Source organism: Myxococcota bacterium (assembly GCA_041389495.1).
Lineage (GTDB): Bacteria > Myxococcota_A > UBA9160 > UBA9160 > UBA4427 > JAWKRT01.
This window is the reverse complement of sequence record JAWKRT010000002.1, coordinates 848,281-864,157: the sequence shown is the minus strand read 5'-3', so window position 1 is coordinate 864,157 and position 15,877 is coordinate 848,281. Positions and strand designations below refer to the sequence as shown.

10 protein-coding genes are annotated in these 15,877 nt (G+C 77.3%); 5 read left to right on the top strand and 5 right to left on the bottom strand.

What is annotated here, in order from left to right; all coding sequences use genetic code 11:
- Positions 1–9: 9 nt before the first annotated feature.
- From R3E88_14500 to R3E88_14490, 3 genes are all read right to left on the bottom strand, one after another.
- On the bottom strand, positions 10–1,218 hold the full coding sequence (locus tag R3E88_14500; protein ID MEZ4217691.1) for a hypothetical protein: 1,209 nt from the start codon (positions 1,216–1,218) through the stop codon (positions 10–12).
- Positions 1,215–3,467 (bottom strand): hypothetical protein, encoded by a 2,253-nt coding sequence (locus tag R3E88_14495; protein MEZ4217690.1) that lies wholly within the window; start codon positions 3,465–3,467, stop codon positions 1,215–1,217. The genes R3E88_14500 and R3E88_14495 overlap by 4 nt, the downstream gene beginning before the upstream one ends.
- A gap of 108 nt (positions 3,468–3,575) precedes the next feature.
- On the bottom strand, positions 3,576–5,387 hold the full coding sequence (locus R3E88_14490) for a YdbH domain-containing protein (protein ID MEZ4217689.1): 1,812 nt from the start codon (positions 5,385–5,387) through the stop codon (positions 3,576–3,578).
- A gap of 984 nt (positions 5,388–6,371) precedes the next feature.
- Between R3E88_14490 and R3E88_14485 the strand changes: the two genes are divergently transcribed.
- The 3 genes from R3E88_14485 to R3E88_14475 all read left to right on the top strand — a co-directional run bounded on the left by R3E88_14485 (position 6,372) and on the right by R3E88_14475 (position 10,500).
- Complete coding sequence (locus tag R3E88_14485) at positions 6,372–8,642, top strand: caspase family protein (GenBank protein MEZ4217688.1); 2,271 nt, start codon at positions 6,372–6,374, stop codon at positions 8,640–8,642.
- Positions 8,643–8,655: 13 nt separating this feature from the next.
- Positions 8,656–9,159 carry a hypothetical protein gene (locus R3E88_14480; GenBank protein ID MEZ4217687.1) on the top strand — a complete coding sequence of 168 codons (504 nt, stop codon included), beginning with the start codon at positions 8,656–8,658 and terminating at the stop codon, positions 9,157–9,159.
- 90 nt (positions 9,160–9,249) lie between these two features.
- Positions 9,250–10,500 carry a DUF4384 domain-containing protein gene (locus R3E88_14475; protein ID MEZ4217686.1) on the top strand — a complete coding sequence of 417 codons (1,251 nt, stop codon included), beginning with the start codon at positions 9,250–9,252 and terminating at the stop codon, positions 10,498–10,500.
- A gap of 18 nt (positions 10,501–10,518) precedes the next feature.
- Here R3E88_14475 and R3E88_14470 read toward each other — a convergent pair whose 3' ends face one another.
- On the bottom strand, positions 10,519–11,022 hold the full coding sequence (locus R3E88_14470; protein MEZ4217685.1) for a hypothetical protein: 504 nt from the start codon (positions 11,020–11,022) through the stop codon (positions 10,519–10,521).
- Between R3E88_14470 and R3E88_14465 the strand changes: the two genes are divergently transcribed.
- Positions 11,021–13,618, top strand: coding sequence for a caspase family protein (locus R3E88_14465; GenBank protein ID MEZ4217684.1), 2,598 nt, complete (start codon positions 11,021–11,023; stop codon positions 13,616–13,618). The genes R3E88_14470 and R3E88_14465 overlap by 2 nt on opposite strands.
- On the opposite strand, the gene R3E88_14460 is transcribed toward R3E88_14465, so the two are convergent.
- Positions 13,514–14,761, bottom strand: coding sequence for an autotransporter outer membrane beta-barrel domain-containing protein (locus R3E88_14460; GenBank protein MEZ4217683.1), 1,248 nt, complete (start codon positions 14,759–14,761; stop codon positions 13,514–13,516). The genes R3E88_14465 and R3E88_14460 overlap by 105 nt on opposite strands.
- A gap of 100 nt (positions 14,762–14,861) precedes the next feature.
- Here R3E88_14460 and R3E88_14455 point away from each other — a divergent pair, with 100 nt between their 5' ends.
- A complete protein-coding gene (locus R3E88_14455; GenBank protein MEZ4217682.1) occupies positions 14,862–15,833 on the top strand; it encodes an NADPH:quinone oxidoreductase family protein in 972 nt (323 codons plus the stop codon).
- Positions 15,834–15,877: the final 44 nt, after the last annotated feature.

Here is a 15,877-nt window from a genome sequence, read left to right as displayed (position 1 = left end):
GCGCGCCCACTAGCCCGGCCCCTCGCCGTCCGGGCGCGTCGTGATGTCGAGGATGCGGCTCCACTGCGCGCGCTCGCGCCACTCGCCGCTCTCGACGCGCCCGTCGCGATGCGCCGCGACGACGCGATAGCGGTACGGCGCCTTGAGCTCGACGGCGACGGGGAAGCGCAGCGTGCGCGCGTACAGGTCGGGCTCGCTGCCGAGGAACTTCACCTCCGCGCGCACGGGTCGCCCGTCGACGGCGCGCGCCTCGACCTCGACCTTCTTGTAGAAGAGATCGGGCCGCAGGCGGTTCTGGAAGTCGTAGCAGTAGACGCGCAGGTGCGCGTAGCCGGGCGGCGCGGCGTCCTCGAAGTCGACGCGCTGGAAGAGCGCCGGCCAGCGCTCGGCGTCGACGCGGATGGCGAGCGCGCCCGCGCGCACGAGCTTCGACGACACGACGTCGTCGGCGCGCTCCTCGAGCGTGCGCGCCAGGGCGTCGAGCGCGTCGGGCTCCGCGAGCCCGAGCCGCTCGCGCAGCAGCTGCATCGCGTCCGACGTGTCGCGCCGGATCGACACGAAGACGTCGCCGTCGTGGCCGCGCCCCGAGGTCGAGAACACGTACGACAGGCTCATCAGCACCTGCTGCTCGTGCAGCGTGCGCCACAGCACCTGCGACGTGCGCTCGTCGAGCGGCACGGTGTAGCTGCGCTCGCTCCAGTAGCCGGCCGCCGACGTGCGCGTCTCGGGCGCGCCGTCGGCCTCGAAGTAGCCGGCCGGCAGCGGCTCGCTGCGCGCGCCCTCGCCGATCGTCGCGTACACGAGCGCGGCGTCGAAGCCCGTGATCGGGAGCGGCCGCAGCTCGATGCGCGCGCTGCCGACCGCGCGCTGGATGCCGGCGCGCATCACCGCGAGGTCGGCGGGCGTCGGCCCCGCCATGCGGAAGCGCAGCGTCAGCGTGCTGAGGCTCCCCGCGTCGCTCGCGTCGCCGTGGAGCGCGCCGCCCACCCAGCGCAGCTGCAGGAACGAGAGGCCGGGCCGCCCGTCGCGCTCGACGGCGAGCTCGAGCGGCCCGGGCGCGTAGTAGAAGACGTCGCGCCGCTCGTGATCGCGGTAGACCTGCAGCGGCCCGACCTCGACCGCGTTGCGGAGGTCGGGCGCCGCGCGCGCGAACGCCGGCGCGACGAGGGCGAGCACGAGGCACGCGACGCCGCGCGCCGCGCGCGCGCGGCGGCTCATTCGAGCGCGGACGGCGACACCGCGTCGTCCGCGTTCGGCGACGCGCGCTCCCAGACGCGGCCTCCGAGCGCCTGCTCGACGACGGCCGAGCCGAGCAGCAGGTCGAGCGCGCGCGATGGGCTCCACGACGGCGACCGGTACGTCGTCCCGTCGCGCATCGCGACCTCGAGGAACCACTCGTAGAACGGCTCGTGCGAGGCCGCGGGCGAGAACTCGCGCTCGGTCAGGAAGAGCCGCGCGACCTGCGTCTCCTGCCCGTCGGCGGCGAGGCGCACGCCGGGCAGCTGCACGATCGCGCTGCGCTGCGGGTCGAGGAAGGGCGAGCGCACGTGCACGGTGATGCGCTCGGCGCCCGTCGCCTCGAACGCGTCGCCGGTCGTGAACACGACCTCGCGCGTCTTCGGGAGGTCGGGGATGAAGCGCTCGCTGAACACCGCGTCGTCGCACGGCGCGCACGTGCCGTCGACCGAGTACTCGACCCAGAAGAGGAGCGCCTGCCCGTCGAGCCACTCGGGCACCGCGCCCGCCTGCCAGCGCACGCGCTCGCCCGGCGCGACGACCGCGTCGCCGAGGCTCCACGAGTAGACGACGGGGTCGTCCTCGCGCACGCGCCCGCGGCTCTCCGTCGCGAGCACGAGCGCGTGCAGGTCGTGCAGCGTCACCGGGTAGGGCGCCTCGTTCGCCCAGCCCTTCGCGCGGTCGAAGACGACGCGGCCGAGGCTGCCGCGCGACGTCACGTCGATCTCGAGCGGGATCGTGCGCCGGAACGGCTCGCGGCCCGCCGTCTCGAACGTCGTCGACCCGTGGATGCCGGCGTCCGTGCGCAGCAGGCTCTCGATGTTCAGCAGCCGCCGCACGTCGGTGGCCCACGACACGTCGATGCTCTCGAGGAAGCCCGACACGCGCTGCACGCTCACCTGCCCCGCGTCGACCGTGAACTCGTTGCTCGCGCCGCCGAACAGCTCGACGTTCGACGTCGACGCGAGCGGCACCGGGCGCAGCTCCTCGAAGCGCTGCGGCGTCTGCTTCGCGTGGCGGCGGATGTAGGCGCGCACGAGCGCCTTCGCGACCTCGAGCTCGCGCGCGTCGATGCCCGTGTCGAGGCGCGCGGCCATGAACACCTCGCCGTCGCCCTCGGTCGCGCCGGCCATCCCGTAGATCACGGTGAGCGCGTACTGGTCGCGCGGGTTCCAGGCGAGGTCGTAGCGGCGCGGCAGGTAGTACACGACGCCCGTGTCGCGGTTCGCGTCGAAGTACACCTCGCTCGCGATCTTCAGGATCTCGTTGGCGCGCAGCTCGACGCGCCGGTCGACGTGCAGGTTCTCGAGCAGGTTGGCGGCGCCGAGCGCCGACGGGCCCTGGAAGTCCTGCCGCCGCTGCGCCTCCTGCTCCTTGCGCGCCTCGCGCTCGCGCCGCAGCTGCTGCAGCTCCTGGATGCGATCGCGGAAGATCGCGTAGACCTGCAGCTGCTGATCGAGCGACCAGCGCTTCCCGTCGCCCTGCGGCGCGCCGCCCGCGCCGCCTCCGTTCGCGCCGTCCGCGCCGCCGCCTTCCGGCGGAGGCGTTCCCGGCGGCGGCGTCGGGTCGTACGGCGTGGGCGTCGGGTCGTAGGGGCGCGGCGCGGGCGGCTCGTAGATCGAGTACGGCGGCGGGCGCAGCACCTCGAGCGTCGGGCTCGTGATCGCGACGATCGACGGCTCGCTCGCCTCGAACACGCGCGTGCGGTCGAGCAGCGTCGCGGTCGCGGTGCCCGCCGTGAGACCGCCGCCGGTCGAGACCGACGTCGTCGTCGGCAGCGTCGAGACGCTCGTCGCGGTCGTCGGCGTCGCGACGATCGCCGTCTGCACGACCGGCACGTAGGCGGTGCTCGTCGTCGCGGTCGCGATCGGCGCGGTGGCGATCGTGGACGTGGTCGCGATCTTCGTCGACGACGTGTCGGCGACCGCGACCGACTGGAGCAGCGTCGCGCTCGTCGTCGAGAGCGTCGCGGTGCGCCGCGGCGCGAGCGCGGGCGCGCTCGGCGCCGCGGGCTCGAGCCCGTCGAGCGGCAGCGACGGCGGCGCGCCGCCGACGGCGCGCGTCGAGGCGAGCCGCGCGGCCGCGCCGATCGGCACGGGCGCGATCTCGATCACGCGGGGCTCGGGATCGGACGCGTCGGCGAGCGCCGCGACCGCGAACGCCATCGCGCACGCGAGCGCGGCTGCGCGCCCCCGTCGCGCGGTGCGGGTCGCCGTGACTGCGGTCGCCATGCGCGCCTCCCCCTGCGGACCGCGGCGCATTGTGTCATCCGGGCGCGCGCGACCGCAAATGCTCGCGCCGCAGCCGCCTATCCTCGCCTCGGCCCGCTCCTCGCCCGCCTATCGTCGCGCGCCGTCGTCGCGCACGCGCCGCGCGGCCCCGCGCGCGGCCGCTTCGACGAGCCGCTCGCGCAGCCGCTCGACCACCGCGTTCCCGAAGAGCGCCGACCGGAACACCTGCGCGACGCCGCCCGACAGCCGCACGCGCAGCTCGATCGGCCGGCCGTCCTCGACGGCGGGGCTGCTCCCGCGCAGCTCGACGTGCGCGCTCATCTCGCCGTCGAGCGGCCCGTCCGCGGAGATCTCGAGGCGCTCGTAGCGGAAGTCCGCGAGCGCGCGTCGCAGCAGCGCCCACGAGTCGGTGGCGTCCGCGGCGGCGCCGGCGCCGTCGCGCGCGCGATAGCGCAGCACGCCCCCCTGCGACGCCGCGAGCACGGCGCCGTCGATCGCCACGCCGCCGTCGCGGACGACGAGCGGAACCTTGCCCCACAGCGTCCCGGTCGCCTCGAGATCGACGGCGTCGCCGGCGAGCGCGGCGAGCCGACGCGCGTCGAGGCGGGCGACGCGCAGCACGATGCGGTCGTCGCCGCTCGCGTCGGCGGGCTCGGCGACGGCGCGCAGCCAGCCGCCCGCGAAGCGCCCCGTCGCGCGCTCGAGGCGCACGCGTCCGCCGCGCTCGATCGCGAAGCGCACGTCGCCGTCCGCGAGCGGCGCGAGCGCGTCGACGCGGCGGAAGCGCAGCGTCTGCGACGCGCGCGTCCGCGGCGGCGCGAGGCCGACGAGCTCGACGTCGCCGGCGAGCCCGCGCACGGCCTCTCCCGCCGTCTCGAGATCGACGTCGTCGAAGCGCAGCGACAGCGCGGGCTCGCCGATCGCGTCGGCACTCCACGCGAGCGACGCGGTTGCGCCGAGCCGGCCACCGAGGCCGTCGACCCAGCCCGCGAGCGGCGGCACGAGCGCCGCGATCGAGGGCGCGCCGGGCGCGGAGAAGTCGATGTCGGCGAGCCGCGCATCGAGCGCACCGCTTCGCGCGCGCGCGTCGTGGCGCGCCTCGAACGCGATCCGCGCCGCGCCGCTCGCGTCGACGGCCGTGCCGCGCGCGCGCAGGCCCGCGCCGTCGGGCGCGAGCTCGACGTCGACGCGCAGCGGCGCGAACGCGGGCGGCCGCGCCGTGCTCGCGACGCGCGCCGCCGCGACGCGCACGCCGCCGTCCCGCGCCGGCGGCGCGGCGCCGTCGCCGCCCGCGTCGTGCGCGTCGTGCGCGCTCGTCGCGGTCAGGAGCCGGGAGAGCGCGCGCAGCGGCGCTTCGAGCGACAGGCCCTCGAGACCGACGGGCCAGCCGTCGCCCGCGAGCGCGCGGCCGCTCGCTCGCAGCGCGGGCGCGCCGCCGCGCGCGTCGGCGACGAGCTCGACGCGCACGCCGTCGGCCCGCACGCGCGCGCCGTCCGGCCCGCGCAGCGCGAGGGCCTCGAGGTCGGCGCGAAGCCCCGGCCACGCGTTCGCGCCTCCGCTCCCGTCGTTCGCGCCTTCGCTCGCACTCCCGAAAGCGCTCGCGAGCGCCGCGACGTCGAGCGCGAGCGGCGCGCCGTCGCCGCCGACGATGCAGAGCTCGCGCGGCGCGTCGACCCTCCACGCGCCGACGGTCAGCGCCGGCGCTTCGCGCGCGGCGAGCGATCGCACGCGCGCGCACTCGCGAAGCGCGATCCGCGCCGCGCCGTCGATCGCGCCCGCGAGCTCGACCTCGGCGCGCCCGTCGCCGGCGCCGAGCCACGCGAGCGGGAGCGCGACGCGCGCGCGCACGTCGCCGCCGACCGGCACCGCGGCGTCGCAGAGCGCGTCGAGCGACGCGTCGACCCGGACGTCGACGAGCACCGCGTCGCGTTCGCGGTCGACGGACGGATCCTCGCCGTCGCGCGGAGCGCTCGCGGCGCCGGCGCGCTCGCGGCGCCGCGGCGTGCGCTCGCGGCGCCGCGCGCGATGCGCTCGCGGCGCCGGCGGACGGCGCGGCGGCGGACGGTGCGAGTCCGAGCGCGCGCAGCAGGGGCGCGACGTCGCCCTCGAGCGCGAGCCGGTGCGATGCGCCGGAAGCGCCGGCCGGCGCGATGCGCAGCGCGACGGGCGCCGCGCCCGCAGCACTCGCGACGCGCGCGTCGAGCGCGAGCGCGGCACCGCCGCGCGCGCAGCCGCGCACGCTCCCCGCGCCCTCGACGGCGAGGTCGCCCTCGCGGCCGGACGCGACGCGGATGCGCGCGCCGTCGACGCGCACGGGCGGCAGCGCGCGCAGCAGCGCGCGCCAGGCGGGCTCGCGGGCAGCCGCCGCGCCGGCCGACGCCGCCGTGCCGTGCGCGCTCGTCGCCTCCGCAGGCGTGGCCGCACCGGACGCGCCCGCGGAGCCCGCCGCGTCGAAGCCGTCGAGCGGGAGCGACGTGCCCGCGATCGCGAGCGCGCCCGACGCGTCGCGCACGAGCGTCGCCTCGGCGCCCTCGATGCGGACGTCGGCGATCGATGGTGCGATGCGCGCGAGGGAGACGTCCCATGCGAGTGCGACGTCGACCGTCGCCGCGCGCGGGGCGGGCGGCGCGCCGAGGGCGACGTCGCGCGCGCGCACGCGGCCGAGCGAGAGCAGATCGACGCGCAGCGACGGCTGCGCGACGCCGCGCTCGCGGAGCGCGCGCTCGATTGCGCGCGCGGCGAGCGCGTGGCGCGCCGCCCAACATCCGGCGATCGCGGCGAGCGCCGCGATCGCGCCGCCTAGCGCGAGCGCGCGGCGCATCGGCGCGGAGCTGCGGCGGGCGGTCGCGTGCACACGCCCCGAGCATGCGCGGCGCGGCGCCGCGCTGCTACAGTCGCGCGCCGATGACCGCTCGCCTCGGCCGCCGCCGCGCTGCACCGGCGCGGCGCCTCGATCGCGCGCGCGGGCGGGCGTTCCTCGTCGCGTCGCTCCTCGTCGCGTCCGCGCTCGCAGGGCTCGCCGGCGCGGCCGACGCCGAAGGCGGCCGACGCCGCGCGCTGCTCGTCGGCATCAACGACTACCAGGCCGTGCCCGACCTGAACGGCGCGCTGAACGACGTCGCCGCGGTGCGCGAGGTGCTCGTCTCGCGCTTCGCGTTCGCGCCGGAGGACGTCCGCGTCGTGACCGACGCGGCGGCGACGCGCGCGGGCATCCTCGCCGAGCTCGACGCGCTGGCCGAGCGCGCGCAGCCCGGCGACGTCGTCTACGTCCACTACTCCGGTCACGGGTCGCAGGTCACCGACCTCGGCGGCGACGAGGCCGACGGGCTCGACGAGACGCTCGTTCCGCAGGACGGCCGCACGCCCGGCGTTCCCGACATCACCGACGACGAGCTCGGCGAGCGGTTCGCGCGTCTCGCGGACACGCGGCTCGTCGTCACGCTCGACTCCTGCCACTCGGGCACCGCGACGCGCGGCGCGAGCGCGCTGCGCACGCGCTTCGTCGCGCCCGACGAGCGCCGCGAGCTCTACGCGGCGACGGCGACGCGCGGCGTCGTCGCGACCGACGGCGGCGACCACCTGCTGCTCGCGGGTGCGGCCTCGCACCAGGAGGCGCTCGACGGCCCGATCGACGGCAGCTCGTACGGGCTCTTCTCGTACGCGCTCGCGCGCAGCCTCGCGACGGCACCGCCGGATGCGACCGCGCGCGGCCTGTTCGACCACGTGCAGCGCGAGCTCGAGCGCATCAAGGCGCAGCTCGGCCTCGACGACCTGCCCGAGCCGCAGCTCGAGGGGCGGCCGGAGCAGATCGACACCGCGCTGCTGCCGCCGGCCGCGGCGGAGAGCGACCGGCCGCGCCTCGCGTGGGTCTCCGCCCTTCCCGAGGAAGGCGGCGCGGTGCGCCTCGTGCGCGGGAGCGGGCTCGGCGCGCGGCCGGGCTCGGTCTGGGCCGTGTATCCCGAAGGCGAGCGCGCGTTCGCTCCCGGCGGCGCGCAGCTCGAGGTCGTCGTCGAGCGGCTCGATCGCGCGGGTGCGCCGGGCGCGGCCGCCGACGCGATCGCGCGCCCGACGAGCGACGAAGCGACGCCGCTCCTCGCGCCGGGGCGCGCGGTCGCGATCGCGCCCGCGCCGGCGGTCGCCGCCGTCGCCGTGCGCTGGGACGACGCGGATGCCGAGCGGCGCGCGCGCATGACGGCCGCGGCCCTCGACGCGCTGCCCGAGCTCGAGCTCGTCGGCGACGCGTCGTTCGCGCGCTTCGCGGTCGGCGCGACGGCGGACGCGATCGAGGTGCGCGGCGCGGACGGCCGCGCGCTCGTCGCGCGCCACGCCCTGCCCGCGTCGCGCGACGACGAACGCTCGGTCGCGCGCGCGCTCGCGGCGCTGTTCGCGCGCTCGCTGACCGCGGCCGAGCTGCTCTCGATCTCGAACGACGCCGCGGCGCTCGGGCTGCGCGTCGGCATCGCCGGGCGGCCGCCCACCGAATCCGCGCCGGGCGAACGGCCCCAGACCGAGGTCGTGCGCACGTCGAGCGCGGCGCCCGAGCTCCGCATCCGGCGGGAGGGCGAGCCGCGCAGCGCCGACAACAGCCTGTGGCTCGAGGTCGAGGCGAGCGAGGCGTGCTCGCTCGTCGTCGTCGACGTCGACACGGAGGGCCGCGTCGCGCTGCTCTTCCCCAACGCGATCTCCGAGGCGAGCGGCTTCGTGCCCGGCGGCCGGATCGAGCCGGCGAGCGCCGTCCGCATTCCCGACTCGCTCGGCGCCGACAACACGGCGGGCTTCTTCCTCGACTACGTGCCGCCGACCGGCACCGACACGGTGCGCGCCTTCTGCTTCCGCGACGCGCGCGCGGCCGGCGCGCTGCGCGACGCGATCGGCGCGCTCGAGGCGGAGCTCCGCACGCGCGGCGCCGCGCGCGGTGGCGAGCGCAGCGCGGTGCGCCGCGTGCTGCTCGGCGAGCTCGCGCCCGCGCTCGCGCGCGCGGCCGCGCGCGGCATCGCGGTGGTCGCCGCCGAGCCGGACGCCCCGGCGCCGCCTCCCGAGCCCGCCCCGACGCCCGAGCCCGAGCCCGCGGCGGAGGGCGCGGCCGTCGCACCCGAGGCCGCCCCCGAGCCCGCCGCACCGAAGCCGAGCCCCGACTGGGCCGCGGCTTCGCTTACGCTCTCGATCGTGGACTGAGGGCGGAGCTGCCGTGTCGCTAGGTCGCCACTCCGGCTCGGATCTCGCACGCGCCGTCGCGCTCGCGCTGGCCGGCCTCGCCGCCGTCGCGGCCGTCGCCGCGTGCGCCTCGAAGCCGAAGCCGCCGCCCGGCCCCGTGCTGCTCGAGTTCTTCGACTCGAAGCTCTTCGACGACCAGCTGCGCCGCGCGATGGCGGAGGAGTCGCCCGAGATCACGGTCGCGTTCATCGGGACCGACGCCACCGTGAACGAGATCCCCGACCGGCTCGACCGCTGGCTCACGACGATCGCGAGCGAGGACGCGCAGCGCGTGCAGGTGCGGCCGGACCCGAGGCTGCCGATGCCGAAGAATCCGGCCGCGATCGGGCTCGGCCTGTCGCTCGCGATGCGCGCCTACGATGCGACGCGCGACTGGCTGTTCTTCGCCGTCGCCGGCGATTACGATGCCGTGCTGCTGCACGACCCGCGCACGGGACGACTGACGAGGCTCGTGTTCGCCCGCCGGCCGCAGGAGTAGGCGAGCGCGCCTGCCCGCGGCCGGGAACCTGCACGGCCGGGAAGCTGCACAGCTGGAAGGCCGGAACGCTGGAAGGCCGGGAGGCTCACCGTGGATGCACAACGACTCCCCGCTCCGGTGCGCGACGGCGCGCGCGCGCGGCCGCGCGCGCGCCGCGCACACCGGCTCGTCGCGGCGCTCGTCGCGGCGTCGCTCGTCGCCGCCTGCCAGACGGTCGAGGAGTACCTGCCCGCGCTCGTGATCGCGGGCGGAGCCGCCGCGAGCGTGCTCGCGCTCAACCACTACGACGATCCGAACTACGCCGTCGCCGCGGTCAGCGTCGTCACGACGCTCACGCCGCTCGCCTACGGTGCGGCCGGCTCGTACATCGATCTGCGTCGCCGCCAGCGCGAGATGGCCGAGCTGCAGGCGATCGAGGCGGAGATCCGCGCGGAGTACGCGCGCACGCAGGCCGAGGCGGGCGCGCCCGCTCCTGCGGGTGCTCCCGCCGTCGCGACGACGAGCGCGCCGGCAGGCCCGCCGCAGTGGGGCACGGCGAGCGACGCCGCGCCGGGCGAAGGCGCGCCGAGCTGGGGCACGGTCGACGATGCGCCGTCGCCCGCGGTCGCGACGCTCGCGCCCGGCGGCGCACCCGCCCTGCCCGCTCCCGGCGGCGCTCCGGGCAGTGCGCCCGCCAGCGCGCCGGGCGCCGGCGCGGCGGCCGGCGCGAGCCCGTGGGGCGACCTGTATCCGAAGCCCGGCGTCGTCGCGCGCGGCGTCGACGCGCCGCTCGCCCTCGACGTCGCGGTCGCGCGGCGCACGGCCGGCGGGCTCGAGGCGCTCGCCGATGGCGCGGTCGTGTACGACGGCGTCGGCGACGGCGAAGCGGCCGACGCGCTGCGCGTCTTCGCGCGCCCGTCGGCCGACGCCTACGTGTACGTGATCGCGATCGACTCGGTCGGCCGCGTGCAGGCGCTCCACCCGACGAGCCTGCCCGCGGCGCCGGTGCCCGCCGGCGCGACGCTGTCGCTCCCCGGGGCCGCGCACTGGTACGGGCTCGACCGCCACGCGGGTCTCGAGCACGTGTACTTCTACGCGTCGACCGAGCGGAGCGCCGAGCTCGAGGCGAGCCTCACTCCGCTCGTGGGGCGGCCGCTCCCGCGCGTCGAGGGCCGCGTGCACACGGTGAGCGAGCGGACCGTGCTCGAGACGCCCGCGGTCGCGGCGCGCGGGCTCACGGGCGCGACGGCGGCGGAGCCCGCGCTCGTCGCGGGCGGCGACGCCCCCGTCGCGCTCGCCCGCCACGTCGAGGTGGCCGCCGGAAACGGCGTCGCCGCGACGCGCGTGCTCGACCATCGTTAGGCGTGCGCGCCCGCCCGCCTACGGAGCGATGCGCGCGAGGCGGTCGACGAAGGCGCTCCAGTCGAACGCGGCGACCGCGTCGGAGCGGCGCGCGCACGCACCCTCACCCCACACCGCGCGCGGCACGCGCGACGCGCCGCCCTCGAGCGCGCGCAGCTCGTCGACGAGCAGCACGAGCGCGACCATCTGCTCGTCGGGGAAGTCCCGGCCCGCGGGCGGATTCACGAGCGCGACGATGGTGATCGCGGCGTCGCCGGCCTCCGGCCGCGCGATCTCGGCGACACTGCCCGCAGCGTCGATCACGAAGCGCGCCGCGCCGAGCTCCGCGGCGCGCGCGGCCCACGCGTCCGCGGATCCGCTCGCGGGCGGGAGCGACGCGGCCGCGCCGTCGCACGTCGCCGCGAGCACGGGCCGGATCTCGACGTCGGCCCGCGCGGCGCTCGCGGCGGCGACGGCGACGAGGAGCGCCGCGGCCGCCGCGCGCCATGGCGCGCGGCCGGCTGGGTAGACTGTCGTGCGCATGCCGCGACGCCTCCTTCCCGCCGTGTTCGCCGCCGTGCTCGCGGGCTTCGGAAGCGGCCCGTCCTGCACGTCCGGCCCGGCGGTGCCGCTCGGCGCCGCACCCGGGGACGCGGACGACCTGCTCGTCGTCGACTGCCTGCTCCCGCCGCAGATCCGCGCGCTCGGCCAGCGCGTAACCTATCTCGCCGCGCGCCGCGCCGTGAAGACGAGCGCCGCGGACTGCCGCGCCGCGGGCGGCGAGTACGTCGCGCACGCGCGCGCGAACCAGGCGTCGGCGCTCGCGGTCTGGCTTCCGCTCGCGAAGCAGGGCGACGCCACCGCGCAGCACTACGTCGGCGAGATCTTCGAGAAGGGTCTCGGCCTGCCGCCCGACTACCGCGCCGCCGCGCACTGGTACGCGCTCGCGGCCGAGCAGGGCTACGCCCCTTCGCAGCTCAACCTCGGGAGCCTGGCCGAGCGCGGACTCGGCGTGGAGCGCGACCCCGCGGCCGCGCAGCGCTGGTACGCGCGCGCGGCGGGGCTCGGCGACGACGGCGTCGCCTTCCGCGCCGCCGAGGCGCCGCACGCGAGCGCCGAGGACGCGCGCGCCCACGCCGAGCGCGAGCGCCGCATCGACGAGCTCGAGCGCGCGCTCGCCGCCGCGCGCGCGGAGCTCGAACGCGCCGCGGCCGCTCGCGACGAGCTCGAACGCGCGGCCGCCACTCGCGACGAAGAGCTCGAACGCGCCGCGGCCGCGCGGGACGCGCGGCGGGACGACGACGACGCGCGCGCGGACGAGCTCGACGCCCGCGACCGCGCCCTCCGCGAGGAGCGCGCCGACCTCGCGCGCGAGAAGGAAGCGATCGCCGAGGAGCGCGCCGAGCTGGCGCGCGCGAACGCAACCGAGCGCGCCGAGCGCGCGCGCGCGAACGAACGGGAGCGCGCCGAGCTGGCGCGCGCCAAAGAACGGGAGCGCGCCGAGCTCGCGCGTTCCCGGGACGCGCTCGGCGAGGAGCGCGACGCGGTCGAGCGCGCGCGGGCCGAGCTCGCGGCCGCGCGCGCCGAGCTCGCGAACGAGCGCGATGCGATCGACGCGGCGCGCCGCGCGCTCGCGGAGGCGAACGACGCCGCGGCGAGCGCGGGCGAGCGCGACCGGCAGCGCGCGGACGGCGAGCTCGCGGAGCGACGCCGCGCGCTCGAGTCGGCCGAGCGGCAGGTCGAGCGGGCACGCGCCGAGACGGCCCGCGCGAGCGCCGAGCTCGCGCAGCGCGAGGCGTCGCTCGCGCGCAGCGAGCGCGAGCGCGCCGAGAGCGACGCCGCGCTCGACGCGCTGCGCGCGCAGGTCGACCGGCTGCGCACCGAGCTCGGTGCCGCGACCGAGGAGCGCGAGCGCGCGGCGTCGGCGGCCGCGGCCGTCGCGCCCGCCGACGTCGAGCTCGCCGGGCCGTCGATCCACCTGATCGATCCGCCGATCCCCCTGCAGCGCGGCGTCGCCGTGACGCCGGCGGCGAGCGACGCGGGCGCGCGCCTCGTGGTGGCGCGCGTCGACGCGCCGGCCGGGCTGCTCGCCGTCACGGTGAACGAGCGCGAGGTCGAGCCGACGGCGCGCGGCGTCGTGCGCGCGCGCGTCGACGTCCCGCCCGGCGGGCTCGACGTGCGCATCGTCGCGATCGACGAGCGCGGACAGCGCGCGCAGCGCGAGCTGCGCTTCGGCGCGCCTGAAGCCACGCGCGCGCCGGCGCGCGCGCCCGCCGCGCGGCCCGCGCTCGACTTCGGCACCTATCACGCGCTCGTCATCGGCAACGAGGCCTATCGCCACCTGCCGCGGCTGCAGACGGCCGGCGAGGACGCGCGCGCGATCGCGCGGGTGCTCGCCGATCGCTACGGCTTCGAGGTCGAGCTCGCACTCGACGCGTCGCGCTACGAGATCCTGTCGAAGCTGAACGCGCTGCGCGCGCGGCTGACCGAGCGCGACAACCTCGTCGTCTACTACGCCGGCCACGGCGAGCTCGACCGCGCCAACATGCGCGGCCACTGGCTGCCGATCGACGCCGAGCCCGACTCGAGCGCGAACTGGATCTCGAACGTCGCGATCACGGACGTGCTGAACGCGATGGCGGCGAAGCACGTGCTCGTGATCGCCGACTCGTGCTATTCGGGCTCGCTCACGCGCTCGTCGCTCGCGCGGCTCGAGGCCGGGTCGACGCCGCAGGCGCGGCTCGCCTGGCAGCGCGCGATGCTCGGGAAGCGCTCGCGCACCGCGCTCACGTCGGGCGGCCTCCAGCCCGTGCTCGACGCGGGCGGCGGCGCGCACTCGATCTTCGCGCGCGCGCTGCTCGACGTGCTCGAGCGCAACGAAGAGGTGCTCGAGGGGCAGGCCATCCACCAGGAGCTGGCCGCGCGCGTCGTGTGGGCGGCCGAGGACGTGCGCTTCGAGCAGACGCCGCAGTACGCGCCGATCCGCTTCGCCGGCCACGAGGCCGGCGAGTTCTTCTTCGTGCCGCGGGGAGGCTCAGCGCAGCTCGACGCGCAGGCCGGCGGTCGCGCGGTGGCGGGCGAGATCGCGGTAGCCGAAGAGGCCCTCGTACTCGGCGAAGGCCATCCACCCGCCCGGTAGCACCGCGGTCACGCCCGCGCCGACGTTCGCGTAGTCGCGGTCGGGCGCGTCGCCGCGCAGCGCGTAGTCGTTCGCGAAGCCGTCGCGGTTGAACGACTGGTGCGTCGTGAACGCATTGCGCGCGTACTCGTGCTCCCACTCGACGCGCACGGACGGGACGACGACGCCGATGCCGGTGCTGAGCGCATAGCTCGCGCGCAGGCCGACGACGCCGACGGCCGAGTGCTGCGTCTCCTCGTCGTAGCGCATCGCGAGCCCCGAGGACGCGGGGTCGTCCTCCGCATAGCCATCGAGCGTCGTGTTCACGTAGCGCACGCGCAGGTAGGGGCCGTACGAGAGCGCGCCGTCCTGGCGGTCGTAGCCCGCGCCCGCCGTCGCGGAGAGCTCGTAGCCGTCCGTGTCGCCCTCGAGCACGCCGAGCGTCTGCGCGATGGTGCGCGTCGTCTCCTGGAAGACCGCGCGGCGCGTGAGCGTGTGGCGCGTGATGCCGCCGCCGAGGCTGCCGTCGACCCAGAAGCCCATGCCGAGGTCGAGCGAGCCGAAGGCGGTGAGGAAGTAGCTGTCGGTCTCGGCCTCGCCCGAGGTCGACGCCGGCACGAAGCTCGGCGCGGTCGAGCGATCGGGGTCGAACTCGGCCTCGCTGCGCGAGTAGGCGAAGAGCGCGCCGATCACCGCGCCCTCGCCGACGCGGAGGTCCGCACCGACCTGCACGCTCCCCTCGTTCGCCGTGTAGCCGCGCTCGCGCTGCAGCGGCTCGGGCTGGAGCGGGCTGCCGTCGAAGCTGCGGTCGCGCTCGCTGCGCGTGTAGCGGCCGTTCAGGATGAAGCCGATCGGCGTGGCGAGGCTCGCGCCCTCGTCGGCGCGCCGCGCCGCGAGCCGCTCCTCGATGTCCTGGCTCAGCTGGCGCACGCGCGCCTGCGACGCGTCGTGCGCGGCGAGCGACTGGTTCGGGTTGAGCGAGAGCTCACTGTCGCCGGACAGGTCGCCCGCACCGCCCGGCGTCTCGCCGCAGCGCGTCGCCAGGCTGCCGCCCGGGCTGCCCGCGCACACCGTCGCGAAGAACGCCTGGAACGGGGCGTGCTGCGCTCGCGCGGCCGGCGCGAGCAGCGCCGCGGCCGCGAGGACTCCGACGATCGATCGCACGGCTCCCCCCTTCTCCGTTCGTTCGGCTCGTGGCGTCGAGCGCGCGCATGATAACGTCGCGCGCTCGGGAGCCACAAAGGAAGATCGCGGGGAGCGCGGGATGAGAGCCGTCGTCTGCAGACAGTTCGGGCCGCCGGAATCGCTCGTCGTCGAGGACGTCGACGATCCGCACGCGGGGCCCGGCCAGCTCGTGATCGAGATGCGCGCGGCGTCGGTGACCTATCCCGACGTCCTGATCATCGAGGACAAGTACCAGTTCAAGGCGAAGCCGCCGTTCGTGCCCGGGAGCGAGGTGGCCGGCGTCGTGTGCGAGGTCGGCGAGGGCGTCGAGGGCTTCGCCGTCGGCGACGCCGTCGTCGGCGCGGGCGGCGTGACGGGCGGCTTCGCCGAGAAGGTGCGCGCGAGCGCGGCGGGCGTGCGCCGGCTGCCCGCGGGCCTCGACTTCGCGCAGGCCGCGGGCCTCCTCTACTCGTACGGCACGGGCTGGTACGCGCTCCGCTACCGCGGCGCGCTGCGCGCGGGCGAGACGCTCGTCGTGCTCGGCGCCGCGGGCAACGTCGGGCTCGCGGCGGTCGAGCTCGGCAAGGTGCTCGGCGCGCGCGTCGTCGCGGTCGCGTCGAGCGAGGAGAAGCGCGCGCTCTGTCTCGAGCGCGGCGCCGACGTCGCGATCGCGACCGACGACGATCTCAAGGCGCGCATCAAGGAGCTCACCGGCGGCGCGGGCGCCGACGTCGTGTACGACGCGATCGGCGGCGACTACGCCGAGCCCGTGCTGCGCGCGACGGGCTGGGGCGGCCGCTACCTCGTGATCGGCTTCACCGCGGGCATCCCGCGCATCCCGCTCAACCTCACGCTGCTCAAGAGCTGCCAGATCGTCGGTGTCTTCTTCGGCGCGATGGCGGCGCGCGAGCCCGAGACGGCCGCGGCCCTGCAGCGCGAGCTCATGGAGATGGTCGCCGACGGGCGGCTCGCGCCGTACGTGTCCGAGCGCTACCCGCTCGCGCGCGCCGCCGAGGCGCTCGCGTCGCTGCGCGACCGGCGCGCGCGCGGCAAGGTCGTGCTGGTTCCCTGACCGTGTCCCGGCGCGGCGCGCGCGCGGCGCGGCGCGCGGCTCGA